Source organism: Filifactor villosus, from assembly GCF_042652965.1.
GTDB lineage: Bacteria > Bacillota > Clostridia > Peptostreptococcales > Filifactoraceae > Filifactor > Filifactor villosus.
The window spans coordinates 116,320-141,759 of record NZ_JBHSHL010000014.1 but is presented as its reverse complement, the minus strand read 5'-3'; the positions used below and the strand labels follow the sequence as shown (position 1 = coordinate 141,759).

The following is a 25,440-nucleotide window of genomic DNA, read 5'->3' as shown; positions in this document are numbered from 1 at the left end:
TTATTTATGTTTTATGCTATGTTTTGATAAATAAATAATTTCCTTTCGATGTACAGTCTTGATACATCGAAAGGAGGTATTTGTTTTTATATATCTTAATCATTTAGCAATCTATATACAGTAAAGTTAAATTAAACCAAACCAAGTACAATGCTCAGAGCTTCTCAAACAGAGATTATTTCCTTCGACTGTCGATTTTTCAGATCCTCAAAAGGAGAGTTTTTGCAAAGCAACTGAGAAGAAACCCTTATTTTTCGGCAATGATATATTTTATACACTCGGTATTTCAAACAGAGAATAATGCCGGATCATTTTAACTTTGGCAAGAATCTTTGACTATATGGAATTGGATGGTTCTCAATACAACAAACGTTCAAACATATCGATGAGAATATGAACCTTCATCAGGAGTCTTAATCTCAATCTGCTTACAATTTCGATGATACCTTGACGGTTTTTTTAGATCTTTTACATAAAAAACTTCGATATAAATAAAAAAATCCCTCGATGGGGCGGAAATTCTTGACAGGAAGTCCGATATGACCTATACTCTTCCTAAGAAACAACTATTCCTTAAATGTATATTTTGGGAAGAGTTGCTTGAGAAAATTTATTTTATCCCATGGAGGTTCTTCAAGTATGAAATTTAATACAAAATCCGGCAAACCCAAAAATATCCTTGTCAAAGAACATCAGTTGGAACTTGACTGCAAAGAGTTGGAAAAAAAGATGCCCCCTTTTATGTTCGACTACTTTATCTTTCTGATCGGTTCGGTGTCCGTAGCTACACGCTATGCCTACTTACGAGATATCTATTTTTTCTTTGAATTTCTGATCGAGAAGAATTATGTAAAATGCGATACCGTCTCCGAGATCACAATAGATATGATGAAAAAAATACGTTCAAGAGATGTCAATTATTTTATCGGAGAGCATTGCCGAAGATATGTAAAGGTGCAAGATGGTATTGAGACCACCTACGAAAACGATACACGCGCTCTGTCTCGAAAAAAATCTTCCTTAATCTCCCTATTCAAGTTTTTGTATCGAAACAATCAACTCTCTGAGAATATTACAGACGGCTTCAACCCTATCAAGCTCCCTAAATTAAATCCGGATGCCATCAAACGTCTATCGATCGAAGAGACCAATCAGCTGATACGAGTTGTAAATATGGGAATCGGTTTGACAAAAAAGGAATATGAGTTTTGGCAAAAGACCCGCTATCGTGATAAGGCGATCATTATGATCTTTGTCGTCTTGGGCCTTAGACTCTCGGAACTGGAACATTTGAACATCTCTTCTTTCAACATGAAGAGAAAGGAGTTTATAGCCTTCCGCAAACGAGGCAAGGAAGTCATCATGCCCTATAACACACAAGTGGAAAAGGCTGTTTTGGAGTATATCAACCAAGAACGAAATCAGATCGCGCTTCAGGACGAAGGAGATCCATTGTTCCTCTCTCTACAAGGAAAGAGGCTGACCGGCAGGCAAATCCGCGAAATCATCAAAAAATATACATCTATCGTCTTGGGGACATCACACGAAAAAGGCTTTTCTCCCCATAAACTACGAGCTACACTTGCAAGTTCTCTCATCGAGAGCGGCCATTCGATCTACGATGTCAAGAACTTATTGGATCACGACAATGTTACCACCACGCAAATCTATGCGGCTCATAGAAAAAATGCAAAGAAAAATCTGATCGAAAGTATGGATTATCTGGAAGATGAATAGATAACAAAGGACAGAGAAGTGCTCTTCTCTGTCCTTTGTTATACACTCCCTTGATTCAAGAAGCTCCGGTGGCGATCATCCAATGTAAGAAGTCCTCTCTTTGTCTGCAAGATCAATTCATGTCCCTGCCTCTTGAGCAACCTTGCTTCTCCAAGCAGAGAAGAACTGCTGCTCTGCCCTTCCTGAAGAGAGAGAATGTGTTCAATCGAAAAGTCACTTCGATAAGAAGGAGGCTTGACCCTACCGTTGATAAATTTTTCAAAATACTCAACCATTCTATCTTCCGTTTCACGTTCCACCTCATCAAAGAGACGGGTAAGGATGAGCTCGGCCGATGACAGATCTTTTTCTCCTATACACTGTAGAAGAAACTGCTCTAGCTTGTCATAGTTCATGATCATCTCGATCTTTATCTTCTCGTTTTCCAGAAGATCAAGCTTGTTTTTCGAGGAGAGCTTGTACTCATAGATGTCTTCTTTTCCGATCATCCCCTTATGAAGATAGATCGAAAGAAAGTGCAGCCCTGCACGTTCCCTTACCGAAAGAGATTTTTTGATCCATCCGAAAAAAGCTGCAGCTTCACGGAAGGCAACTTTTACATCGAGATTAGCCAAAATAAGAGGAATAAGAGAGCATAAAATGCTCCCTATTCCTTTGTTTGTATAGTACTTATATAATTTTAACTCATCGATATACCTGTTGCGGTTCACCGTGATCGAGGTTTCATCCGAAGAGTAAGTCAAAGACCTCGTCATCATATAAATCAACTCCGGATTTCCATATTTGACCGCATTGAGGTATTTTTTTCTCATCATAATCTTACTCCGATTCCGTTACATTTTCTCCGGAGCTTCCATTCCTAAGATCCACAGAGCATTTTTGATCACAATTTTTGTACATTTTACCAAAGCCAAGTAAGCACGCTTTTCTTCTTCCTTTGCGGAAAGAATGGGATTATCATGATAAAATTTGTTGAAGGCTTGGCAGACATCCAATACGAACCTTGTCAAATGATGCGGTTCATACTTATTGGCGGAACGCATGAGCACCTCGTTAAAGGTATCGATCCTTTTGATGACATTGATTGCATCCATATTTTTTGCCAAGATGCTATAATCAATCTCTTCGCTAAGATCTGCTTTTCCCCTTTCCAAAAGAGAGCAACAACGTGCATGTGTATACTGTGTATAAGGCCCGGTTTCTCCTTCAAAGGTCAAGGCTCTATCCCAAGAGAAGGTGTAGTCTTTGATCCTGCTGTTGGATAATTCTTGGAACACGATAGCTCCTACACCGACCTGCTCCGCCACCTTGTCCAGATTCTCGAGATTCGGATTTTTCTGTTGGATAATCTCCTTTGTCTTTTCAATAGACTTTCTAAGCACATCCTCAAGAACTACCACCCTTCCCTTTCTTGTAGAAAGAACACCGTCTTCCAGGGAGATCGTACCGAAGGCAACATGAATACAATCATTTGCCCAGTCGTATCCGCTCAATTCATGCACTTTCTTCCACTGTTTAAAGTGCAACTCTTGAGGCGAACCTACAACATAGATGTTTTTGAAGAAGTCATAATGATCCTTTCGATATTTTGAGGCTGCCAAGTCACGTGTGATATAGAGGGTAGAACCGTCTTTTTTCTTGATGAGAGCAGGAGGCATATTGAACTCTTCCAAATCCACGATCTGTGCACCTTGGGACTCTTTGAGAAGATCCATCTTTTCCAAATGCTCGACAATCGCAGGCATCTTATCGGAATAAAAACTCTCCCCCGCCCAGGAGTCATACTCGATCCCCAAGAGTTTGTAGACACGATTAAACTCCGCCATGGATACATCACGAATCCACTGCCAGAAGTCTACAACATCCTGATCGGTTTTTTCCTCCAGTTGATGAAACACTTCCCTCGCCTCATCTTCCAAAGAAGGATCTTCTTCCGCTTCATCATGAAAACGTGTATAGAGCTTTAAGAGCTCATTTATAGGATTTTTGGCTATTTCCTCCCGATCTCCCCATCTTCTGATCGCAACAATCAGTTTTCCGAACTGAGTTCCATAATCTCCCAAATGGTTGACGGAGATCGTATTGAATCCGATAAATTCATAGATACGATCAATTGCGTGGCCTATTGCCGTAGATCGAATATGGCCGATGTGAAAAGGCTTGGCAATATTTGGTGAAGAGTATTCGACAACAACGTTTCTATTCTGTCCGTAATTACATTTGCCGTAATTGTCTCCTTCCCTCAAAACATTGCTTATCACCTTCGTAGCCAAGAGCAGTTTGTTTACGACAAAATTGATATATCCGCCCATATTACTCACAGATTCGATGGAATCCGTAACGGATATTTGCTTCGCCAAATCCTCCGCGATCTGATTAGGAGATTTTCTATATAACTTAGCAAGCTTAAAGCAAGGAAAAGAATAATCTCCCATCTCGGGATTCGGAGGAACTTCAATAAGCTGTTCTATCTCCGACTCGCTCATATCGGGAATCACTTGTTTCAAATGTTCTGTTACCACCTGTTTAAAATCCATATATCTTCCTCCTAATTAATAGTTCAGACTCTATTCTTCTCTTTACACTTCTCACAGACCCCTGTTACATTCACTTCTATCGTATCGATATTGCACTTCGAGACCCCGGAAAGAAGACCCTCCTGCAGATTGATATCGATATCGCTGATACTTTTACAGCATTTACAAAAAAAATGCCCATGTGTCTCAAGACGGGTATCATACCTCGCTTCCGTATCGGAAATCATAAGGACGTTAACCAGTGAATGCTCTTTCATCAGATTCAGTGTATTGTATACAGTCGTCTTGGAAAGAGAAGGGATCTCCCCGATTAAAGCATCGTAGATTTCATTGACGGTCGGATGCAAATAATGGTTCTGAAGAAACTCCATAATCTTCACCCGTTGGAACGAGGGTTTTATTCCGTTTTCTTTGAGCAAGGCGCTACAATTTTTTAAAGAATGTTCACTCACTGTTTCCAATCCTTTCTATACAGTCAATTTCCCTATATTATAACACAAAAAAGCTCTCCGTGGCTATATTATGGAAAATATGTCTCCTCTAAGACAGTCCATCCAAAGTTTTTCTAAAGATATCAAAGGGGTGGATGTAAGGACGCGACGAAAAGAACAGTTCTTGATGCAAGGTCGGATGATCAAAGCCTATCTTATAGGACCACAGCCCGATATAACCTTTCAACGGAAAGGAAGAGCCGTACTTTTTGTCCCCGGTCAAAGCGAAACCCCTCGAAGAAAACTGCACACGGATCTGATGAGATCGTCCCGTTTGAAGTCGGATCAAGACAAGGGATATGCCGTCCTTTTCTGCCAACACCTCATACTCCAAGCAGGCATATTTCGCATCCCTTTTCTCCTTGGAGCAGACGGTTACGATGTTGAGCTTTTTGTTCTTATGCAAAAAATCTTCCCAAACTCCTGCCTTGGAAGGCAGGTAACCCTCCACCACCGCAAGGTAGTATTTCTTCATCCTTTGGGAGCGAATCTCTTCGGAAAGACGACTCGCCGCCTTGGATGTCTTTGCAAACACCATTACTCCGCCCGTTACCCTGTCAAGCCTGTGCACCAGACCCAGGTAGACGTTTCCCGGCTTGTTATAAGTATGTTTGATATAGTCCTTCGTCATAGTCAGAAGATCTCTGTCGCCCGTAAGATCTTCCTGCGAAGGTACTCCAAAAGGTTTTTCGACCACAATGATGTGGTTATCTTCAAAAATGACAGTTACATTCATAGAATCGTTCTATCCTTCCGTTGAGTTATTTCCTCCACCTTCCGGCTCAGGATAAAGAGTTTTTCCACCGGAAGATTTCACTGTAAGTTTTCCGTTGCTGTCATAGGTCGCAACAAAAGGTCCTCCATACTCCTTGCTCTTACCTTCCAGCTTTCCGGAGAGGTACTTTTGAATTCCGGGATCATCGGATTTGATCTCCGTCTTTTTGGCAGCGGCCGGATCGTGGATCCTCAGCATCTCAACCGCTTCTACAAAGGTACCGACGGCGGCAAGGTCCAGCTGTTGTTTGGAGGCCTCCTGAACTTCTGCATACTTGAATAGGCCATAGCTTGCAATCAACACAAGCAAAGCAATTGAAATAATAATTTCAATCAAAGTAAAACCGTTTCTCTTCTTCATAACAATTCCTCCTTATATCATTAAAATAAATGTGTATAAACAAAACATATGAGATGGCTGTGTTTCTCATATGTTATCGTCTAAAAGTTGGAAATTATTACTTTTTGATACTTTGGTATCTTTCCCTCTCCAGTTGCAATATCTTAGTAAAGTAATCGGGAAGATCACTTGTAAATTCAATATAATCCTCTGTTACAGGATGTACAAACCCGAGTTTTTTTGCATATAGGGTCTGGCCCTGTAAACAGTAGTTCGTTTTTTGTTTCGTATAGAGTTCATCTCCCAACAAAGGATGTCCCATATAACTGCTGTGCACGCGGATCTGATGAGTTCTGCCCGTCTCAAGAGTCGCCCTCATATAAGTCTTATCGTAAAAACGCTCCAAGATCTCAAAATGAGTCACGGCGGGCTTACCTTCTTTTACAACCGCCATCTGCAGTCGATTCTTGGGATTTCTCCCGAGAGGTTTATCTATCGTGATTCGATCTTCTTTTATTCGTCCGAAGCAGATCATCTCATATTCTCTGGTTATAGAATGCTTCTTGAATTGCTCGGATAGGTGAAGATGAGCTTTGTTCGTCTTTGCCACTACGAGAAGGCCTGAGGTATCCTTATCGATCCGATGAACAATCCCCGGACGAAGAATTCCATTTATTTCCGAAAGTTTTCCTTTGCAATGAAACAACAGCGCATTGACCAAGGTACCTTCATAGTTTCCCGCTGCAGGATGTACCACCATCCCCTTGCCCTTATTTATGACAAGGATGCTGTCATCTTCATAGAGAATATCCAAGGGAATGTCCTGAGGATGAACATCCAAAGTTTTTGGCTCGGGAAAATCGATTCGGACCACATCACCTTCCTTTAAAAGAAAACTTTTCTTTTCGTGTTTCGCATTCACAAATACGCATTTCTCTTCGATAAGTTTCTGGATATGGGAGCGTGAGGAATCGACAAGTTTCTTTGCCAAGTAAGCATCCAACCTATCCACATCCGAAGAAGTCACGATGTATGTTTTTTGTAAAGAGGACATACTATTCGTCTTTTTTGGAGATGGCTCCCTTGGTCATCTCGATATGTTCCGTATGAACTTCATAGATGAGATTACCTACGATCCACTCGATGTTTGTCGGTGTAATGACGGAGAAAACCGGTCTGGGAATGGAATTATCCTTCATATAATCAATAACGGAAAAAATCTCCTTTCTATCAAAGCCTGCAAAGTAAACGAACTCTACTTCAGAGATATCTTTTTTAAAGACATTGTCAGGTTCATACAAGAACCCATTGCTCTCAAGCAAATACCCTACCCTTTGGTTGAGTTCTTCCTCCTCCAAAAATTTACAGTATGACAAAACACCCAAACTCTCCATCACTTTTTTTATCTCTTCCAATCTATTTGAATGAAACCCATACAACAATATTCTTCTCATTTGGCATCCTCCTTTATTTCTATAATACATTATACCACTTTATTTGGGAAGATAGAAATAAATTTAAATTTTCAAGTCGATAAAGAACAGAGTTTTTAAGTTGATGAAGATGGAGTTTAATCCCATCCTCTCTCAGATTTATCCCCGGTATTACTAATGAAGAAAATCATTGACACAGACAGACCGACTCGATACTTTAAGGAGAACTGCAGATGTCAAACTATTCTTCTAATGTCAGGTGATATTTACCGAAGACGTTTTATGTGATCATAGAGTTTAAACTTCACAACCTCTTAGTTTTATATACATAATAGTATTTTATACTATTATTCCTTTGAATAATGGATATCAACGATTTACACTCCATAGAAGAGAAGACGAATTTTCGTGGTTGCAAAACAGATATAAACATACTTCTATCGAAGAATAGTATTAGGAAGTAGTACAAGAAAAAATAGTGATACAAAGGAGGATGATCCTATCGATTTGTACTCTAACCCCCAAAAATAAAAATAAGGAAGCCGTCGAAAATTGACAGCTTCCTTTTCATTGACAATTACATTTACTTGGTAACTAATTGAAGTTCGACAGGGATACTTGCTTCAACGCTCTCTCCGGCAAGAATCTTGCTTGCCGTCTCCACTCCATAAGCACCGATCATCTTCGGCTGTTGAGCAACTGTAGCTGCAAGTTCTCCGTTCTGAACCGATTGAACTGCATCATCGGTTGCGTCAAATCCTACAATCATGATCTCTCTTCCTGATGCTTTTACAGCTTCCAAAGCGCCCAACGCCATCTCATCATTGTGAGCAAAGATGGCATTTACTTCACTTTGTGCCTGCAAAATATTCTCAGCGACGGACAATCCCTCGGTTCTATCAAAGTTTGCAGGTTGTTTTGCTACAACTTCCAATTCACTTCCTTGAAGAGCTTCATTAAAACCTTGTCCTCTGTCTCTTGCAGCAGAAGTTCCCGGAATCCCTTCAAGTTCTACTACCTTTCCTTTTCCGCCAAGTTTTTCAACGATGAACTCTCCCGCCATTTTTCCTCCGGCGACATTATCGGAGGCGATGTGCGATACGACCTCTCCCGCATTTGCACCTCTGTCTAAAGTAACAACGGGGATTCCAGCTTCGTTAGCAGCAGTTACGGCTGCTCCTACCGCATCGGAATCTGTCGGGTTAATTAAAAGCACCTTAACTTCTTTCGTGATAAGATCTTCCACATTGGAAAGTTCTTTTGCAGGATCGTTTTGAGAATCCAAAACAATCAGTTCCATACCCATCTCTCCTGCTTTTTCTTCTGCACCTGTCTTGAGATCAACGAAGAAAGGATTGTCCAAGGTCGATACTACCAAACCGACTTTTCCTCCGGAAAGTTCCGTTGCAGCTCCTTCTGTAGCAGGCTCCGTGGTTTCTGTAGCAGGAGTTTCTCCCGCCTTGCTACCGCAAGCAACAAGCCCCGTAGCCAATAACACAGTTGTCAATAATAAAGCAATACGTTTTTTCATAAAATCTACCTCCTCAGTTTATTTTTGTTTTCTATCTAACAATACTGCAATGAGTATTACGATAGCCTTAACAATCATTTGATAGTAAGATGATACATCTAATAGGTTAAGAGCATTATTCAAAACTCCGATGATCAAAGCTCCCAATATCGTAGCCAGTACCGAACCTTGACCTCCCGCCAGCGACGTTCCTCCCAATACTACAGCTGCAATCGCATCAAGCTCGTAACTGTCTCCCGCTGTGGGTTGAGCCGAAAGAAGCCTTGAGGCGACAATCAGACCTGCCAATGAAGCTAAAAGAGCATTGATAATATAAGCGAAAGACTTTATCTTGTCAACATTAAGACCAGATAACTTTGTAGCCTCTTCGTTCCCTCCTATCGCATAAATATAGCGGCCGATAGGGGTGTTATTCAAAATGTGCCAAGAGATCAGAAAAACGAGCAACATAATGAAGATCGGTGTGGGGATTTGCAAAAGAGGCAGTTTCCCTCCCCCAATCCATCGAAAGAAGGTCAAACTTTGGAAGTTGGAAGCTTCTTTAACGATTTTAAGGGTGATGGGTCTTCCGCCCATAAAGACAAAGGTTGCACCTCTCAACAAGGTCATGGTAGCCAAGGTTGCTATAAAGGGTTGTACCTTTCCCTTCGTGATTACAATCGAGTTGAACAAGCCTGCGAGCGCTCCGATAAAGAGACATGCGAAAAGGCTTAAAAAGATATTTTGGCCGGATTGAAGCATCCACACGGCAACTGCACTTGAGAAAGCGAGAATAGAACCTACGGAAAGATCAATGCCACCCGTTAAGATAACAAAGGTCATTCCGGCAGCGATGACTGCGTTGATCGAGGTTTGCCTGAGTACATTGAACAGGTTGGATACTGTCATAAAGTTAGGTCTTAAGATACTGATCAGTACGGAGAAGATCAGCAGACCCAAGGCCGGTTTGAGCTTTCCTAACAATACTTTCTTGTGTTCCATAGTTACTCTCCTTTAAGATAAAATACAATGCATGATTTTTTCTTGGGAAAATTCTGCTCTTAACAATTCTCCTTTTTTTCTGCCTTCATGCATGACCAGAATCCTATCACTGATACCAAGCAATTCAGGCATTTCCGAGGAAATTACGATGATACCTTTCTTTTCTTTCTTTAACTCGTTGATCAACTGGTAGATCTCGTGTTTAGCACCTACATCGACACCTCGGGTAGGCTCATCGAGGATAAGGATCTCGGGTTTTGTCATAAGAGCTCGCGAAATAGATACCTTCTGTTGGTTTCCGCCTGAAAGATTTTTGATCTTTTGTTCCAAACTCGGTGTTCGAATATTCATCTTATCCTTATAGAAGTTCGCGACTTCTTCTTCTTGTCTTCGGTTGACTCCAATAGGGCTGCTGATCTGATCCAAAGAAGAGAGGGAAATATTTTCACGAACATTCATACTTAAAACCAGACCGTCTTTTTTCCTGTCTTCAGAAACATAAGCAACTTTTTTCTTTAACTCGGCACTGTCCTTTTTGCTCTCAAAACTCTCTGAATGGATCAGGATCCGTCCCTTAGAGAAGCTGTGTGTTCCATAGAGGGTCTTGGCAAGTTCGGTCCTTGAAGCTCCCACAAGACCTGCAATCCCTAAAATCTCTCCCTTGCAAAGCCTAAAAGAAATATCTTCCACAAACTCATTGCTCAGGTTATGCACTTCCATGATCGTCTCATCCGACTGAGGAGGAATATAGGGAAACTGTTCGTTCAAACTCCTTCCTACCATCATCTCTATCATAAGGTTTTCATCGAGTTCTTCGATCGCTTTCTCAGCGATAAACTTCCCATCGCGCAGAATCGTGACCTTTTCACAAATCTCAAAGATTTCCGGCAGACGATGGGAAATGTATACGATGGACTTCTTCTGTTGCTTAAGTCTCTTTATTACTTTGAATAAAGTATCCACTTCCTTGTCGGTCAAGGCATCCGTCGGCTCATCCATAATGATGATCTTGGCATCGTAGGAAAGAGCCTTTGCAATCTCAACCATCTGTTGAGATGCGATCGACAAGGAAGAAACTTTCGTTTTTGGCGAAATAGAAATCCCTAATTCATCCAGGCACTCCTTTGCCTTCCTATTCATCAGTTCCTTATCGATCATCCCGAGAAACTTCTTTTCTTCCCTTCCTATAAAAATATTCTCGGCAACACTTAGGTTGGGGATTAGATTCAGTTCCTGATGAATGACCGAAATATTATAGTGTTGAGAATCGTGGATGCTATTTATTTCAATATTTTCACCGTTGTAGAGAATTTCTCCGGAGTCTTTTTTGTATATCCCGGCCAACACTTTTATCAAGGTGGATTTACCGGCGCCGTTTTCTCCCAACAATGCCATAGCCTCGCCTTCATACAGATTCAGATTCACTTCGTCGAGTGCTTTTACTCCCGGAAACTCTTTTGAGATCCTCCTTAGGGATAATAGGCTCACTTGAAATACCCCCTTTCTAAAACTTTACTCCCGATTGCAAAATAATATTTGCATATGGACTTGCTTCTCCGGTTCGAATCACACAACTCGCCTTCCTTGTCAATTCTTTAAACTCCGTATGAGATACCTCTCCGGCTTCTACACCTGCCAAAGCTTCTCGAACAAAAGCCAACGTTTTAGGATTTTCATCCTCCATCTCACTTGCTACAGTATACTCCTCCACGCACATCTCGGATAGAATAGCTTCCAATACATCCTTGAAAGAAGGAATCCCGCGAATCAGAGCCAGATCAATCCGTTTGACATTCTCCGGAATGGGAAGACCGCAATCTGCAACCACAATGGTCTGTGTATGACCCAGTTTCGAGATCTCATATGACAGTTCGCTGTTCAATAAGGTGTTTTTTTTCATAGGTTCCATCCTCTTTTCACTTTATTTCTTTTCTGTAGGGAATCGAAGGCTGGGCTCCGTATCGAGTGACTGATATTGAAGCGGCCTTCATTGCAAAATCAATAGCTGTATCGATATTCTTTGTCCTTGTATATTCACTGCAAAAACCTCCAACAAAAGTATCTCCTGCCGCGGTCGTATCTACCGCAGCGACCGTGTATGCGCAATAACGTTTGCGAACTTCCCCGCAAGCAAAGATACAGCCTTCTTCTCCCAAAGTGATAATAATATGTTTGACTCCCTTGGAGATATAGTGATCAATATACTCATCGTAACTCTCAATATCTGTAGGAAAGTTTGAAGAAAGCAAACGAATTTCATGTTCATTGGGAATTAAAAAATCGATGTATCTCAGATACTCTTCTTCAATAGGCATTGCCGGAGCGGGATTCCACACAATGGGAATCTCCCTGTTTCCATACTCCTTCAAGATATAAGAATTGATCTGTGAGGGGACTTCATTTTGCAAAACAATCATCTCCGCACTTGAGAGCAAAGAATCCAAACCCACTATCTCATCAAGAGTGATATCATTGTTTGCACCGGGTGCAACAATGATGCTGTTTTTTCCATTGCCATCCACACTGATTCCTGCAACCCCGGTTCTCTGTGTATTGCTTACAAGCAGATAAGAAGTATCAACTCCGCTCTCTTCAAGAGACGACACAAGCGTTTTTGCAAACTCATCCCGCCCTACTTTACCTATCATTTTAACATCAGAACCGAGCCTCGCCAAAGCAACCGCTTGATTCGCTCCCTTACCCCCGGGAATCATATCGAAGTCGTTTCCTATTACCGTTTCTCCAACTTTAGGGATCCTGTCACATCGCAAGACCAAATCCATATTCAAGCTTCCAACTACAATTATCATGCCTTCCTCCTGACTCATATTCGAGATGTAACAGATTTTTAATCTATCTCGTACTCTCTCGCTCTATCAACCTCGTATCAAAGCAAACGACCGGGGTTTCACTCTTGGTCTTGTTTGAAAGATAGTCTATCAAGATCCGTGATGCCGTACTTCCCATTTCAAAGACCGGCTGATGGATTGTTGTCAACGTGGGTGTTACCAAAGCACTTAGATAAATATCGTCAAAGCCGATCACCTTTATATCCTCCGGGATCCTATATCCGCAGCTCTTTAAAGCCTGCATGGCTCCGACAGCGATCATATCATTAGAGGCATAGATCCCGTCAAAAGAACATTTCTTGTCTAAAAGGGAAAGCACTGCATTGTAACCGAACTCGGAATGAAAAGAGCCGAATTCAACCAAGGTTTCATCAAACTTAAGACCGTGATCTTCCAAGGCGGATTTATAACCCAAGTATCTCTGATAAGAAGAAAATGTCTGAATATCTCCCGCCAAAAAAACAATTTTTTTACATCCTTTTTCAATCAGATGGGATGTAGCAAGGGATCCTCCCTTCTTGTTGTCAATCTCCACTCTTCCAACCAAAGATCTGTGTTCCACCACCCTGTCGACAAGCACGGTGGGTATGTTTATATCATCAAGAATCTCTCCGATAGAACTGTTTTGAGAAGAAATCAAAATAAGACCATCCACCATTTTTTTCTTCATCAGTTCCAACTGCACCAACAATTTTTCATCGTCATCATCCGTATTCGTAATGATGAGATCATACCCCTTCTTGTTCGCATCTTCTTCTACCCCACGAATCAATTGAGAAAAAAAGGGGTTACAGATGTCGGGAACGATCATCCCCAAACTATAGCTCTGTTTGGTAACGAGGGTCCTTGCGACGGAATTTGGAATATAGTTCTCTTCTTCTATGATTCTTTTGATCTTCTCCCTTGTCTTTTTGCTTATGGAGCTGTCTTTTCCGTTAATCACCTTGGAGACTGTCGCAATGGAAACATTTGCAAGTTCTGCAATATCTTTAATTGTTGTTCTCATCTTTATCTTCACTCTCACTTCTTATGTATAATAACAAAAAACAAGGCAAACGCTTCGCGAAAACGTTTACCTTAACCATAACACAAAAAAATATATTTCTCAAGAAAAAAATAAAATTTTCTCTGCACAAAAGCTGATCGTTTCAAGTTATAATGCAAAAAATTCTTCTTTTTCCATCGTTTATTTCCGGAGGCGTATATCGCACTGTAAAGATGAACTTCTCTTCATTTCATTGAAACTGAAATGCCTGTCAAATCGATATATAGGCAACAAAATTCCGCATCAACGGATGAGGATGCACAACGGAACGGTTTGAACAGGTAAATAATATTAAAGCAACCGTCTGCTTCAAAAAGGAGACTCTGTCACTTTTGAACTTTGGGTTTAGCACGTAAGCTTGCTTTTAAGAGAAAAAATATACTCAACAAAGTCGCCACTCCAAGCAAAACAATGGTTCCACCCGGACGAGTATTGAACTTGTAGGCAAGAGTCAATCCCGCAATATTAAAAAATAAGGCGAAAAGCACGGAGAGAATAACGGTATGTTTAAAGCTCTTTGAAAACTGCATTGCACAAGCTCCGGGAATTACAATCATGGAAGAAACGATTAGGGCTCCCACAGTTCTTGCAGCAATTGCCACCGTCAATCCTGTCAAAATGGTAAACAAAGCAGTAATAGTCGATACGGGAACTCCGGACAACAAGGCCCCCTCTTCATCAAAGGCAATATATTGCAGTTCTTTGTATAGGAATATGAATACGATACATACAAAAACCGTGATTCCGATGATAAAGTAAAGTTCAAAGTCACTGATGGCAACAATACTTCCAAATAAGAAACTGTGAAAATTTGCAGAGGTTTTTATAAATCCCGACAGTACGGCTGCCAGACCGATTCCTGTGGACATGATGATTGCGATGGAAAGCTCCGCATACTTGGGTATGTTTCGTCTCACAAATTCGATCCCCAAGGCAGAGAGGACCGTAACACAGATAGCTCCTACAATAGGGTTGATCCCCATAAGAAGACCTGCTGTCACTCCTGCCAATGAGGTATGGGAGAGAGCGTCTCCTATCATGGACAAGCGACGAAGGATGACAATGATCCCTATACAGGGCATTGCAAGCGAGAGTAAGATCCCTACCAAAAACGCTCTTTGCATAAAAGCGTATTGAAGCATAAACATCACCTTTCCATAAGTTGTATTGCTTGACCGTTTTTCAGTTCAAATAACGTCTTTACTTTTTCCTTTAAAGCGGGAACATCATGACTGATCAAAATAATTGTGATACCGTGAACTCTGTTAAGATGTTCCAAAAGCCTCATTAATTGTTCCGTCGATTTTGAATCTACACCCGTGGTAGGTTCATCCAACAATAACATCTCCGGATTCGAGACCAGAGCCTTTGCAATCATAACACGCTGTTTTTGCCCTCCGGAGAGTTTGTAAATCAAACGATCCTTATAATCCTGCATATTGACAACAGTCAATGCATCCAAAGCCTTCTGCTTATGTTCTTTTTTCACAAACCTCATAAAACCGATTTCTTTATACAGACCCATCAAAACAACTTCCATAGCAGTAGCAGGAAAGTTCTGACCTTGAGATGAAGCGATTTGAGGAACATAACCTATACCGCCTTGCTTGATATTTTGCAAGGGAGACATTCCGTTTATTTTCAAAATGCCCTGCCAAGCGGAGAGTTGACCCAAGATAAGTTTTATCATTGTACTCTTACCCACACCGTTTGCACCGATGATTCCGACAAAATCTCCCTTGCAAACTTTTAAGCTGAAGTCTTTTAAGATAGGTTCCTTATCATATCCGAAGGTTAAGTTCTCTATAAAAATTTGTTCCTGACTCAAATCGCCACATCCCTACTTTTCCGTATTATGCCGTTTCATGTTCAAACTGTTTATAGCAACGATTTGAACTTCATAAATGATACAATGTTTTTTCTAAGAAAGCCCTCGCATGTCGTTTTGCAAAATTAACAGTTCCTCCCAATCGAACACCTTCGGAAATATGTTTATCGGGGAAAAACAAATTTCGTCCACTTTTTGCGACGTTCGCAAACCTTCATTGCTCTCAGGAGCAGAGTTGTCTTTTTTATATCCACAGTCGGATTCGACACAAAAAAATATATGAAAGAATTGCGCTTAATCGTTTTACAAAATTTTGCTTCACATACTTCAAGGAGTTTTCAGACACATTCTAACTAAAGCAGATATTTCTACTCTATCCGTCAGATAATGGTGTTTCAGCAGGATCGACCTTATCAAAACAAGGACCTTCACTTTTTGGACCTACCGTTCCTTTCTTATTAAAAGTTCCACCTCTATTGTATCCTATTTTAGAGCTTTTTCAATAGCGATCAAGTTCTTTTCTTGGATTTTTAAATAATCCATTCCTTCATCGAGTTGTTCTTGGCTCAGTCCTTCAATCGGATTGAGCATATCTGTTACTGCTCCGGTTTCTTTTGCGATTGTTTCAGCAACCTTAGGGCTTACAAGTTCTTCAAAGAAAATAGTCTTTATATTATGTTCTTTTACAAAGTCCACAACAGCTGCCATTCTCGTAGGATTCGGCTCGGATTCCGGAGAAAGGCCTTCGATCCCCATCTGATTTAAGCCGTAGTCCTTACACAAGTATCCGAAGGCTTCATGAGAAACGACGATGTTTTTGTTGGGGAGAGCAGAGATCTTCTCTTCGAATGTTTTATCCAACTCATCAAACTGCTTGGCATACATCCGGTAGTTTTCTTCATAAAAGGTCGCATTTTCAGGATCTCTTGCCACAAGAGCTTCCTTGATTGTCTCCATCTCTTTTTTAGCATTTTTAATACTCGTCCAGACATGAGGATCATAGTGCCCGTGGTTATGGTCATCGTGATTGTGAGCAGCTTCCCCCTCATGATTATGGTCATCGTGATCGTGGTCCGCTTCTCCCTCATGATTATGGTCATCGTGATCGTGGTCCGCTTCCCCCTCATGATTATGGTCATCGTGATCGTGGTGATGCCCTTCCATCAGCTCAATCCCCTTTGAAGCTTCTACCAGAACTAAGTCTTTGTTGGAAAGAGCACCTACGACATCTTCCACCCAATGTTCCATACCTGCACCGTTATATATCAACATATCGGCATGTTCGAGATTCTCAATGTCCTTTGTAGTAGGTTCCCAATCATGAGGTTCCATCCCCGCGGGAACCAAGTTGGTAACCTCGATCTTGTCTCCCCCGACCTTCTTTGCAAAATCATACATGGGATAGAAGCTGGTGTAGACCTTCAGCTTGTTTTCAGGAACGCTTGAAGTCGCAGCCTCTTCTTTAACAGGCTTATCACATCCGGTCATCCACAGAGAGACCAACAGCAACATAACAATAGACACAGATTTTTTAAATGATGTTTTCATATACGTTCTCCTATCTTCTAAATTAAATAGAAATGATTTCCATTATTATTATAGTAGCCTTGTTTTTGCTTGTCAATAAAACATTTTTCAAAATTCATCTCTTATCGATTATAGAAACGTTTTTATATCCTCTTTGCAACTACACAAATCCACATCATTACGGAGTACAAATCTCTGAGATCCGTAATTTAAATCGACAATAGTTATGAAATTGCGATCCATCCAATCCGTATCATCAAAGAAATTTTGATCGTCAACTCACTTTCAATCTTTACAGCGTAAATATTTTAGGGTATAATATAGACAGTGTAAATATTTTTGTTCGGGAGGAAAGTTATGAACGAATCCCACAAGCAATATCATCATGGAAACTTAAGAACCTCACTTATCGAAAAGGGAATTGAACTGGTAAGCGAGTACGGCGTTCGATCTTTTTCGTTACGCAAACTGGCTTTTGCCTGTAACGTAAGTCATGCTGCTCCCTACAATCATTTCAAAAATAAAGAAGAACTGTTACACTCTATGCAACTTCACATTACAGAGCAGTTCTACGACTCTCTACAAAGATCGGTTGAGGGATGCAAAGAATCCTATGACATTTTAGAAAAAGCAGGGATTGCCTACTCTTCCTTTTTCATTGAACATCCCGCTTATTTTGATTTTCTCTATTCTCGATCCGACATAAAAATCGATCTCAGTCTTTTAGCAAAAGATGAGGAGAACTACAAACCTTATGTCTTCTACAAAAATGCAGTTCTTTTGTTTCTTGAGGAAGTAAATTGTCCGAAACAAAGACGAAACGACGTTCTGATAACTCTGTGGTCTTTCATCCACGGTCTTACTTCCTTGGCTACAATGAAGCATGTTCAATACGATGAAAACTGGGAGAAAAAAATCGTGGATTTTATGAAAGTGTTTCGACTTTCTTTTTTATAACGAAATGAGGTGAAGAATATGATCGGTATCTATTTTAGCGGAACGGGAAACACGAAATACTGCATAGAAGAATTTGCTCATGCATATGATGATAAGATTGAGCTTTTCCCTTTGGATACCTCGGTTGATGTAGAGAAGATCCGTTTACACCGAGATATCATCTTTGCCTACCCCATCTACTACAGTAATCTACCCAAGATCGTCAGTGACTTTATAAAGCAACATCCTTTTTTATGGAAAGACAAACATATCTTCATTATCGCTACAATGGGTTTGTTCAGTGGAGACGGGGCCGGAGTTGGCGCAAGACTTTTGAGAAAGCACGGTGCTCATATTACAGGAGGACTTCACCTGAAAATGCCGGATTGTATATGTGACATAAACCTCCTCAAGCGCTCTTATGAACAAAATCGGAAGATCATCTACGAGGCAAGGAGGAAGATCCGGTCGGCGGCAACGGATTTTAAAAAACAAACACCTCCGAAAGAGGGCTTGAATATCTTGTACTACATTGCCGGTCTCTTGGGTCAAAGACTTTGGTCTTGGACAAAAACTCTGGACTACTATGACCGTGTATCCATCGATACCTCCGCCTGCACAGGATGCGGATCCTGTATTTATGCCTGTCCGATGAAAAATTTGTATCTATCGAAGGGTAAGGCTAAAGCGAGTACACATTGCACCCTATGCTATCGATGTGCCAATCAATGTCCTCGGAAAGCAATCACAATTTTAGGAAGGCGAGTCGTCTCACAATACCGTATACACGACCTGATTTAAGCTCTACACTCGTTCTGAAACTCTATTGTGTCGGTATGTTTTTTTTCCAATGGATCAGCTCATAAAAACTTCGTAACCAACTGTGTTTATCCTGCAGATCTATGTCACCTCTTTTTTGACTGATTACAAGGCTTAGTTTGACTCGGAAGCAGAGTTATCGTTTTTTGTTTTTCATTTCACAGTCAAATTTGATATAAATACAGTACAGAATAAAATTTGTGTTTGCTTACCTTTATTCGCTTATACAGCTTGAAATTTGAAAGAAAACGGAATACAATAGAGATAAGCAACTCATATTGTTCAATAAAAAAACTGTAAAGGGAATCGGCACAGTAGAAAGGATTCGCCCATGAAAAACACAGATCCTCGTTTATCAAACTTAAACCTCAAAGGTACTAGGAGCCGACAAATGGTCCTATCGTTTTTGGATCATGCTTCCTCTCCCGCTACCCCTGAGGAAATCTTCTTTTGGATCAAAAGAACCTCACGTTGCAGTCTATCGACCGTATACCGTATATTAAATCTTTTTTGTGAACATGGACTTGCACTTCGAAATACCAGTTCGGACGGAAAAAGCTACTACCAAATAAACTCTCACTCCCACAGTCACAATCTGATATGTAAGGAATGTCACAAGACCCTTCATGTCCCCAACTGCCCTATGCATAAGATCGAAGATGAATTGAGCAGACTGACGAACTACAAGATTTTAAGCCACAGCCTTGAATTTATAGGGATCTGTCCCGAATGTCAGAAGAAGCATCCGTAAGGCAGAATCTCTTACATCTCAAAAGAAACACTGCACAAGAACAGATATTCTTAGGCAGTGTTTCTTTGTCTTGCAAAGGTGGAACAAAACTGACGAAAACAGGTACTTATACTATCCTTCGATCAAGAAGTGAATATATATGTTTTATAACTCACAAAAAATATTCCAAACCCTTAACATAACAGTTGTTGATATAAACTGTTCAGATGGATAACGGTATCATCGTAAGTTTACTTTAACTGTAGAAGTATGAACCTACAGCAACACCGAACAATTCTAAGAATCGAAGTACACTGTATTTTTTTGTAGGTACATATATTTTTTCAAAATATTCGTTTGACAGGGCTCTACACTTTGTAAGACAGCGAAAAGATTTGTTGCCGTTATGCGGTGTCACCCTGTAGTTGTTACATTTCAACTACGACATCTTCCTCACACGACAAAACACAGTATAAGCACAGCTTTCCTTTCAGCTTCTAAGAAAAGCCTGAATCTCACGTTAAAGTTCCCTGATCTTGATCCTAAGGATATTTTATTTACCGGAGTTTCTCCTTGCGTGCTACCTTATGGATCTCTGCCGTCGACCTCTTCTTTTTCAAACTATCCTGAAGACGCTCTATCATACTGTTTTCTCTCTTGGTCGCATTGGATTCTCCCATAACTACAACATCTATTTTATGTTTGATAACAAACTCCTGAAGCGTGTCAAGCACATTTTTAGACTTCAATACATTTAGGCCCGCACCGTTTTCGCTCGCCTGTGCATAAAGATACTGCAAGGCCTCTATGGAATCAGTAAAACTCTTGTTTTCTTCCGCTGAAACATGGACTAAATAGAGTTCATCGCGCTTCTCTTTTTGTAAAGTTAGAGCGTAACGAATCAATCTTGCACATTCCATCTGTCCGGTAACACAAATCATAATGTTAGCCATGGTCTATCTCCTTATATCTGTCAAAATAAAGATGCCGGGAAGCAATACACTTCTTAACGCTCCCGATCTCATCGATGGAGTCAAGAGGTTTAAAGTCCGAAATCTCTTCTATAGAAGAGGTTTTTTATTGTGCAATGCTTTCGTTGATCTCTCTGTCTTCCTCTACTATATATATCCTATGTCGCTCCGATAAAACATATAAAGCAAAAGAGGATTCGAAAGAACATATTTTCTTTGTTCAACCTCCTATCTTCCCTATGTTTTCAAACGAATATCTCCCCCTTCATCAAAACTTAAGAAACACCGTACAAAGGCAAAATTCTGAGTTCCCTTCGATTTCATAAAATATGAAAGTTTGTTATATCAAAATTTTCAACACTTTCATACTTCATATAACATTGGTCTCGTACCGTTTTTTTGAATTATGCGGTATCTCCTTAAGTACGTAATTTTATGAAAAAATAGTTTTTTTTATATGAATGTGATATCATAGATGTAAGGAATATATCCATCCTTGTAACCATATTATATTCTTTAGAACGGAGGAGATTATGATGAAATTCTCAAATCGTATCACGAATATGCAGTCTTCACCTATCAGAAGATTGGTTCCCTATGCGGACAAGGCCCGTGCAGCCGGAAAAAAAGTCTACCCTCTCAACATCGGTCAACCCGATATTAAGACTCCCAAGGAGTTTTTTTCCGCATTGACCAGTTTTGACAAGGAAGTATTAGCCTATGATGTTTCCCAAGGAAACGCCGACCTCATCAAAGCCATTCGGGAATATTACAAGACCTACGATATGAATTTTGAACAGGATGAAATATTGATCACAAACGGAGGCAGTGAAGCTCTGCTGTTCTCTATTATTGCAACCTGTGACCCCGGAGATGAAGTTCTTGTCCCGGAACCCTTCTATACAAATTACAACGGATTTTCATCCGCTGTCAACGTTTCCGTGGACGGAATAACGACAAAGGCGGAAGAAGGTTTCCACCTGCCTCCGAAAGAGGAATTACTTAAAAAAATCAAACCGAATACCAAGGCCGTTATTCTTTCGAACCCGGGCAACCCGACAGGAGTCGTTTATTCTCCGGAAGAACTTAAAATGCTTGTCGATGTATGCGTAGAAAACGAGCTCTACATCATTGCCGATGAAGTCTATCGTGAATTTGTCTATGACGGCTTGAAGTACAAGTCCCTGGGCCAATTTAAGGAAGCGGAACAAAATGTTATCATCGTCGATAGTGTATCCAAGCGTTACAGTGCTTGTGGCGCAAGAATCGGCTCCATTGCATCCAAGAACAAGGAACTGATCGCTCATGTGCTCAAACTTTGCCAAGGAAGACTCTGTGTACCGACCATCGAACAACTTGGAGCGATCGAACTTTACAAGACCCCGGTTTCTTATTTTAAAGAAGTAAACGACGAATACAAAAAACGTAGAGATATCGTGTATCAGGCACTTCAAAAAATGGATGGTGTCATCTGTAAAGAACCCAAGGGAGCTTTCTATGTTGCTGTAAAATTCCCCGTTGACGATGCGGAAAAATTCATCATCTGGTGTTTGGAACACTTCGACTACAACGGAGAAACATTGATGATGGCACCTCTGGAAGGCTTCTATTCCACAAAGGGGATCGGAAAAGACGAGGCTCGTATCGCCTACGTTTTGAAGTGTGAAGAGTTGGAAAAAGCTATGAAGGTTTTGGAAGAAGCTCTCAAGGCTTATCCCGGAAGAAAATAAGTGAATATCGTTGTTTATTCCAGTGCCACAGGAAACCCTCTCCTGTGGTACTTTTTTTCAAGGAAGTTTATAGAATAATTTCTCCTGATACTATTTTCCGATAGAAGTGTGATCATAGCCATGCCTGCAAATACAAAAACTCGTTTCCCCCTTTGATAGAATAAAAGAGATTGATATCCACAGTTTGAACGGATAGCAGCATAAAATCAGTTTTTTCGGACAAACACATCCTCAAAAGTATTCATTTGACCGGCTGTCTATATTTCACGAATAAAGAAAGAGCGTTTTACCCTTGTGTAACGTTTCCATGATCCAAGAAATAATTGAATTTACGGAAGTGTGAACTATATAAATTCCAGAGGTATTTAGAATTTGAATCGAATCGGGTCATTTAGCGATATCAGAACTCGAAATAATACTATTATTCTTTTAAGTTATAGATATAAACATTCTGTGAACAATAGAAAATAGAACAATTTTTTATATCTAAAAAAGAGATATATCCATACTTCTAGTGGAGAATAGTATAATTCATTGTTGTTCAAGATCATTGCATAATCAAGGCAAACTTGGTATAGTAATACTATTGATTCTATAAAGAGGAAGGGAAGATACTATGAACTATCAGGAAGCACTGCAGAGATACGACCAACTTTCAAAACTTGGGATCCAACTCGGACTTGAACGTATCAAACACTTGTTGAAGCAACTGGGAGATCCTCAAAAAGACTTAAGATTCATCCATGTTGCCGGGACAAACGGCAAGGGTTCAACCTCAAGTATGATCGCAAACGCTTTGATCTACTCGGGTTATAAGACAGGTATGTTTATAAGCCCTTATGTATTGGACTTCAGAGAGAGCATCCAATGTAACGGAAGGATGATCTCTGAAGAGGAGTTTTCATCTCTGTTTGAAAAAGTTTCGTCGATAGCTTCACAAACTGCTCTTCACAATGATCCGCCTACACAATTTGAGGTACTGACCGCGATCGCACTCGAGTTCTATAAACAAAATTCCTGTAATGCCGTAGTAATGGAAGTCGGATTAGGCGGAAGGCTGGATTCTACAAATGTCATAGATACCCCTATGGTGCAGGTCCTCACCTCCATCAGTATGGATCACACTAGTATCTTGGGCGATACCATAGAAAAGATCGCATATGAGAAGGCTGGAATCATAAAGGGTTCCGTTACCGTCATCTACCCTAACATGGATCCTCAAGCGGAAAAAGTGATCACTCAACAATGCCAAAAAGTGGGGAGCAAGCTTGTAAAACCCTCTTTGGATACTTTGGAGGTCTTGGAAGAAGGTTTGGATGCCTGCACATTCAACTATCGTGGAGAACAGTACGAAAAACGCCTGACCGGCTTGTATCAAGTTTATAATGCCATAACGGCGATATCCGTATGCGAAGAGCTGAAAACATACGGCTTTGATATCCCCCAAGACCGGATCAAACGCTCAATCAAGGAAACCTTCCTGCCAGCAAGGGTGGAAAAGCTGTCTCAAGAACCTCTGGTCCTACTTGACGGATCTCATAACCCCGAGGGGATCAAAGCTCTATCCGAGATCTTAAGCACTCTTTCGGACAAAGATATGACCATCGTCATGGGAGTTTTGGCAGATAAGAACTACGAACAAATCTTACAGATCCTCTCCTCTTATGGGAAGTGTTTTATCGCCGTGCCTGTACAAAACCCCAGAGCTCTTCCTCCTCAAGAATTGAAAAAGGTCGCCCAAACTTACTTCAACAATGTTTCAGCCTTTGAAGACCTTTCAGAAGCATTGGGCGAAGTGGTCAGAACCTGCAATAAGAAGAGTGTCATTGTGGTTTGCGGTTCTCTCTATCTTGCAAATGTCGCTCGCCCCTTGTTGATGGAAAGAATTGATAAGACCTTTGGCACAAAATAAGAGCAAAAGAGGGTCGCTGTATATAGAATAGACAATCTTATATAGCGACCCTCTTTATCGCCTTCATACTGATACCGACACACTTTGAAACCCGAACCATAACGATTTCGTTGCATTGCCCGATTATCTGTATGAGCGTTTTTTATACTGTTATCTATTAAAACTGAGAGGTTAAACGCTTTGAAGCATATCATCCTCCAAATTGTTTTTCGATAATTGATATATGTTCCATACCCGGAATTTCAAACGGAGAATAGTATTAACACAGGACTCGGGTATGAAAGTGAAAATGAAGAACGATAATTCTGCTACGGAGAGCAGGTGTGACTTGCGATTAGCTAAAAAAAGAGTCTGACAAGCAAGCATCGTATAGGCTCAAAGGGCAAGTGCAGTGAGTTACAAAGTTTGCTAAGCCGTTCCAAACGAGTGAAACATCGATATAAAGCAGTTGTTTGAGCGTCAAAAAGTTCTAACGCTATGTGTCACAACTCGGCTTTCCATGGAGATACAAATCTCTTCCATTATCAGCGTACAGGAATAACGGCTATTCAAACTCTCTGATCAGTCTTAGATCTGCCAGTCAATCCCAAATCCATATACTTTTTGCAAAAACTCGTTGGTTTTTTTGAAGTGACCGTTTCCCCGGAAACCGCGATGTGCAGAGAGAGGGCTCGGGTGTGCCGAAGTGAGGACAAGGTGCTTATTCTCATCGATCATTGATTTTTTCGCTATGGCATTGGAACCCCACAGGAGAAAAGCTGCCGGCTCCTTTCTCTCATCGACCAGTTGGATGACCCTGTCGGTAAACATCTCCCAACCTTGGCCTTTATGGGAATTTGCCTGTCCTTCCCGAACGGTAAGGACCGTGTTGAGCAAAAGAACTCCCTGTCTTGCCCACTTCATAAGATAGCCATGATCGGGAAAAGAAGTCCCAAGCTCTGATGAGATCTCCTTATAGATATTGACCAAGGAGGGAGGGATCCGAACCCCTTTTTGCACAGAGAAGGCCATTCCGTGTGCCTGTCCCTCTCCGTGATAAGGGTCCTGTCCCAAAATAACCACCTTGACATCATGGTAATCCACTATTTTTAATGCTTCAAAGATATGGTACATATCAGGATAGATCGTCCTTGTGCGATATTCACTCTTCAGAAATTCTCTCAATTTCAAATAATAGGGCTTTTGAAACTCCTCTTCCAAAAGCTCATCCCATGTATTTTCAAAGCTTACCATTTCGCCCCTCCTTAAACAAATCTGAAAACAGGATAA

At 40.7% G+C, this 25,440-nt stretch carries 24 protein-coding genes; 6 read left to right on the top strand and 18 right to left on the bottom strand.

The genetic code is table 11. The annotated features are described in order from the left end of the window. The first annotated feature begins 639 nt into the window (after positions 1-639). Positions 640-1,737: a tyrosine-type recombinase/integrase gene (locus tag ACFO4R_RS04450; RefSeq protein ID WP_379787832.1), complete on the top strand. Its 1,098-nt coding sequence runs from the start codon at positions 640-642 to the stop codon at positions 1,735-1,737. Positions 1,738-1,775: 38 nt separating this feature from the next. Here ACFO4R_RS04450 and ACFO4R_RS04445 read toward each other — a convergent pair whose 3' ends face one another. The 16 genes from ACFO4R_RS04445 to ACFO4R_RS04370 all read right to left on the bottom strand — a co-directional run bounded on the left by ACFO4R_RS04445 (position 1,776) and on the right by ACFO4R_RS04370 (position 17,094). Continuing rightward, on the bottom strand, positions 1,776-2,552 hold the full coding sequence (locus ACFO4R_RS04445) for a hypothetical protein (RefSeq protein ID WP_379787831.1): 777 nt from the start codon (positions 2,550-2,552) through the stop codon (positions 1,776-1,778). 18 nt (positions 2,553-2,570) lie between these two features. After that, a complete protein-coding gene (argS, locus tag ACFO4R_RS04440; RefSeq protein ID WP_379787830.1) occupies positions 2,571-4,274 on the bottom strand; it encodes an arginine--tRNA ligase in 1,704 nt (567 codons plus the stop codon). Positions 4,275-4,297: 23 nt separating this feature from the next. Next, positions 4,298-4,726 (bottom strand): Fur family transcriptional regulator, encoded by a 429-nt coding sequence (locus ACFO4R_RS04435; protein WP_379787829.1) that lies wholly within the window; start codon positions 4,724-4,726, stop codon positions 4,298-4,300. Positions 4,727-4,814: 88 nt separating this feature from the next. Then, positions 4,815-5,501 (bottom strand): RluA family pseudouridine synthase, encoded by a 687-nt coding sequence (locus tag ACFO4R_RS04430; protein ID WP_379787828.1) that lies wholly within the window; start codon positions 5,499-5,501, stop codon positions 4,815-4,817. Positions 5,502-5,510: 9 nt separating this feature from the next. Further along, positions 5,511-5,900, bottom strand: a complete 390-nt coding sequence (locus ACFO4R_RS04425; RefSeq protein ID WP_379787827.1) for a type II secretion system protein — start codon at positions 5,898-5,900, stop codon at positions 5,511-5,513. A gap of 97 nt (positions 5,901-5,997) precedes the next feature. Next, the gene (locus ACFO4R_RS04420; protein WP_379787826.1) at positions 5,998-6,933 is read right to left on the bottom strand and encodes an RluA family pseudouridine synthase; all 936 of its coding nucleotides are present in this window, start codon (positions 6,931-6,933) and stop codon (positions 5,998-6,000) included. 1 nt (position 6,934) lies between these two features. Further along, positions 6,935-7,333 (bottom strand): DUF3783 domain-containing protein, encoded by a 399-nt coding sequence (locus tag ACFO4R_RS04415; protein ID WP_379787825.1) that lies wholly within the window; start codon positions 7,331-7,333, stop codon positions 6,935-6,937. Between the two features lie 562 nt (positions 7,334-7,895). Beyond that, positions 7,896-8,843 (bottom strand): ribose ABC transporter substrate-binding protein RbsB, encoded by a 948-nt coding sequence (rbsB, locus tag ACFO4R_RS04410; protein ID WP_379787824.1) that lies wholly within the window; start codon positions 8,841-8,843, stop codon positions 7,896-7,898. A gap of 18 nt (positions 8,844-8,861) precedes the next feature. Then, positions 8,862-9,824: a ribose ABC transporter permease gene (rbsC, locus tag ACFO4R_RS04405; protein ID WP_379787823.1), complete on the bottom strand. Its 963-nt coding sequence runs from the start codon at positions 9,822-9,824 to the stop codon at positions 8,862-8,864. A gap of 12 nt (positions 9,825-9,836) precedes the next feature. Beyond that, on the bottom strand, positions 9,837-11,312 hold the full coding sequence (locus ACFO4R_RS04400) for a sugar ABC transporter ATP-binding protein (RefSeq protein WP_379787822.1): 1,476 nt from the start codon (positions 11,310-11,312) through the stop codon (positions 9,837-9,839). Positions 11,313-11,328: 16 nt separating this feature from the next. Beyond that, positions 11,329-11,724, bottom strand: a complete 396-nt coding sequence (rbsD, locus tag ACFO4R_RS04395) for a D-ribose pyranase (protein WP_379787821.1) — start codon at positions 11,722-11,724, stop codon at positions 11,329-11,331. 16 nt (positions 11,725-11,740) lie between these two features. Continuing rightward, positions 11,741-12,634 (bottom strand): ribokinase, encoded by an 894-nt coding sequence (rbsK, locus tag ACFO4R_RS04390; RefSeq protein ID WP_379787820.1) that lies wholly within the window; start codon positions 12,632-12,634, stop codon positions 11,741-11,743. Between the two features lie 43 nt (positions 12,635-12,677). Continuing rightward, positions 12,678-13,679 carry a LacI family DNA-binding transcriptional regulator gene (locus ACFO4R_RS04385; protein WP_379787819.1) on the bottom strand — a complete coding sequence of 334 codons (1,002 nt, stop codon included), beginning with the start codon at positions 13,677-13,679 and terminating at the stop codon, positions 12,678-12,680. Positions 13,680-14,044: 365 nt separating this feature from the next. Then, entirely contained in the window at positions 14,045-14,860 is an 816-nt protein-coding gene (locus tag ACFO4R_RS04380) for a metal ABC transporter permease (RefSeq protein ID WP_379787818.1), read from the bottom strand. 5 nt (positions 14,861-14,865) lie between these two features. After that, positions 14,866-15,546, bottom strand: coding sequence for a metal ABC transporter ATP-binding protein (locus ACFO4R_RS04375; RefSeq protein WP_379787817.1), 681 nt, complete (start codon positions 15,544-15,546; stop codon positions 14,866-14,868). Positions 15,547-16,029: 483 nt separating this feature from the next. After that, complete coding sequence (locus ACFO4R_RS04370) at positions 16,030-17,094, bottom strand: metal ABC transporter substrate-binding protein (RefSeq protein ID WP_379787816.1); 1,065 nt, start codon at positions 17,092-17,094, stop codon at positions 16,030-16,032. Positions 17,095-17,430: 336 nt separating this feature from the next. On the opposite strand from ACFO4R_RS04370, the gene ACFO4R_RS04365 reads away from it, so the two are divergent. From ACFO4R_RS04365 to ACFO4R_RS04355, 3 genes are all read left to right on the top strand, one after another. Continuing rightward, positions 17,431-18,030 carry a TetR/AcrR family transcriptional regulator gene (locus ACFO4R_RS04365; RefSeq protein ID WP_379787815.1) on the top strand — a complete coding sequence of 200 codons (600 nt, stop codon included), beginning with the start codon at positions 17,431-17,433 and terminating at the stop codon, positions 18,028-18,030. Between the two features lie 18 nt (positions 18,031-18,048). After that, positions 18,049-18,810, top strand: coding sequence for an EFR1 family ferrodoxin (locus ACFO4R_RS04360; RefSeq protein WP_379787814.1), 762 nt, complete (start codon positions 18,049-18,051; stop codon positions 18,808-18,810). A 349-nt stretch (positions 18,811-19,159) separates the two neighbouring features. Continuing rightward, entirely contained in the window at positions 19,160-19,579 is a 420-nt protein-coding gene (locus tag ACFO4R_RS04355) for a Fur family transcriptional regulator (protein ID WP_379787813.1), read from the top strand. A gap of 536 nt (positions 19,580-20,115) precedes the next feature. On the opposite strand, the gene ACFO4R_RS04350 is transcribed toward ACFO4R_RS04355, so the two are convergent. Then, on the bottom strand, positions 20,116-20,511 hold the full coding sequence (locus ACFO4R_RS04350) for an adenine nucleotide alpha hydrolase family protein (protein ID WP_379787812.1): 396 nt from the start codon (positions 20,509-20,511) through the stop codon (positions 20,116-20,118). A 554-nt stretch (positions 20,512-21,065) separates the two neighbouring features. On the opposite strand from ACFO4R_RS04350, the gene ACFO4R_RS04345 reads away from it, so the two are divergent. Together ACFO4R_RS04345 and ACFO4R_RS04340 are read left to right on the top strand one after the other, a co-directional pair. Further along, positions 21,066-22,259, top strand: a complete 1,194-nt coding sequence (locus ACFO4R_RS04345) for a pyridoxal phosphate-dependent aminotransferase (RefSeq protein ID WP_379787961.1) — start codon at positions 21,066-21,068, stop codon at positions 22,257-22,259. A 616-nt stretch (positions 22,260-22,875) separates the two neighbouring features. Next, a complete protein-coding gene (locus ACFO4R_RS04340; RefSeq protein ID WP_379787811.1) occupies positions 22,876-24,171 on the top strand; it encodes a bifunctional folylpolyglutamate synthase/dihydrofolate synthase in 1,296 nt (431 codons plus the stop codon). A gap of 567 nt (positions 24,172-24,738) precedes the next feature. Here the strand turns inward: ACFO4R_RS04340 and ACFO4R_RS04335 are convergent. Continuing rightward, entirely contained in the window at positions 24,739-25,404 is a 666-nt protein-coding gene (locus tag ACFO4R_RS04335) for a uracil-DNA glycosylase (RefSeq protein ID WP_379787810.1), read from the bottom strand. Positions 25,405-25,440: the final 36 nt, after the last annotated feature.

What these genes read in the sequence shown, in the direction of transcription:
- ACFO4R_RS04450 (WP_379787832.1), top strand. Translation starts at nt 640, where the DNA reads ATGAAATTTAATACAAAATCCGGCAAACCCAAAAATATCCTTGTCAAA.
- ACFO4R_RS04445 (WP_379787831.1), bottom strand. Translation starts at nt 2,552, where the DNA reads ATGATGAGAAAAAAATACCTCAATGCGGTCAAATATGGAAATCCGGAG.
- argS (WP_379787830.1), bottom strand. Translation starts at nt 4,274, where the DNA reads ATGGATTTTAAACAGGTGGTAACAGAACATTTGAAACAAGTGATTCCC.
- ACFO4R_RS04430 (WP_379787828.1), bottom strand. Translation starts at nt 5,501, where the DNA reads ATGAATGTAACTGTCATTTTTGAAGATAACCACATCATTGTGGTCGAA.
- ACFO4R_RS04425 (WP_379787827.1), bottom strand. Translation starts at nt 5,900, where the DNA reads ATGAAGAAGAGAAACGGTTTTACTTTGATTGAAATTATTATTTCAATT.
- ACFO4R_RS04420 (WP_379787826.1), bottom strand. Translation starts at nt 6,933, where the DNA reads ATGTCCTCTTTACAAAAAACATACATCGTGACTTCTTCGGATGTGGAT.
- ACFO4R_RS04415 (WP_379787825.1), bottom strand. Translation starts at nt 7,333, where the DNA reads ATGAGAAGAATATTGTTGTATGGGTTTCATTCAAATAGATTGGAAGAG.
- rbsB (WP_379787824.1), bottom strand. Translation starts at nt 8,843, where the DNA reads ATGAAAAAACGTATTGCTTTATTATTGACAACTGTGTTATTGGCTACG.
- rbsC (WP_379787823.1), bottom strand. Translation starts at nt 9,824, where the DNA reads ATGGAACACAAGAAAGTATTGTTAGGAAAGCTCAAACCGGCCTTGGGT.
- rbsD (WP_379787821.1), bottom strand. Translation starts at nt 11,724, where the DNA reads ATGAAAAAAAACACCTTATTGAACAGCGAACTGTCATATGAGATCTCG.
- rbsK (WP_379787820.1), bottom strand. Translation starts at nt 12,634, where the DNA reads ATGATAATTGTAGTTGGAAGCTTGAATATGGATTTGGTCTTGCGATGT.
- ACFO4R_RS04385 (WP_379787819.1), bottom strand. Translation starts at nt 13,679, where the DNA reads ATGAGAACAACAATTAAAGATATTGCAGAACTTGCAAATGTTTCCATT.
- ACFO4R_RS04380 (WP_379787818.1), bottom strand. Translation starts at nt 14,860, where the DNA reads ATGCTTCAATACGCTTTTATGCAAAGAGCGTTTTTGGTAGGGATCTTA.
- ACFO4R_RS04370 (WP_379787816.1), bottom strand. Translation starts at nt 17,094, where the DNA reads ATGAAAACATCATTTAAAAAATCTGTGTCTATTGTTATGTTGCTGTTG.
- ACFO4R_RS04365 (WP_379787815.1), top strand. Translation starts at nt 17,431, where the DNA reads ATGAACGAATCCCACAAGCAATATCATCATGGAAACTTAAGAACCTCA.
- ACFO4R_RS04360 (WP_379787814.1), top strand. Translation starts at nt 18,049, where the DNA reads ATGATCGGTATCTATTTTAGCGGAACGGGAAACACGAAATACTGCATA.
- ACFO4R_RS04355 (WP_379787813.1), top strand. Translation starts at nt 19,160, where the DNA reads ATGAAAAACACAGATCCTCGTTTATCAAACTTAAACCTCAAAGGTACT.
- ACFO4R_RS04350 (WP_379787812.1), bottom strand. Translation starts at nt 20,511, where the DNA reads ATGGCTAACATTATGATTTGTGTTACCGGACAGATGGAATGTGCAAGA.
- ACFO4R_RS04345 (WP_379787961.1), top strand. Translation starts at nt 21,066, where the DNA reads ATGAAATTCTCAAATCGTATCACGAATATGCAGTCTTCACCTATCAGA.
- ACFO4R_RS04340 (WP_379787811.1), top strand. Translation starts at nt 22,876, where the DNA reads ATGAACTATCAGGAAGCACTGCAGAGATACGACCAACTTTCAAAACTT.
- ACFO4R_RS04335 (WP_379787810.1), bottom strand. Translation starts at nt 25,404, where the DNA reads ATGGTAAGCTTTGAAAATACATGGGATGAGCTTTTGGAAGAGGAGTTT.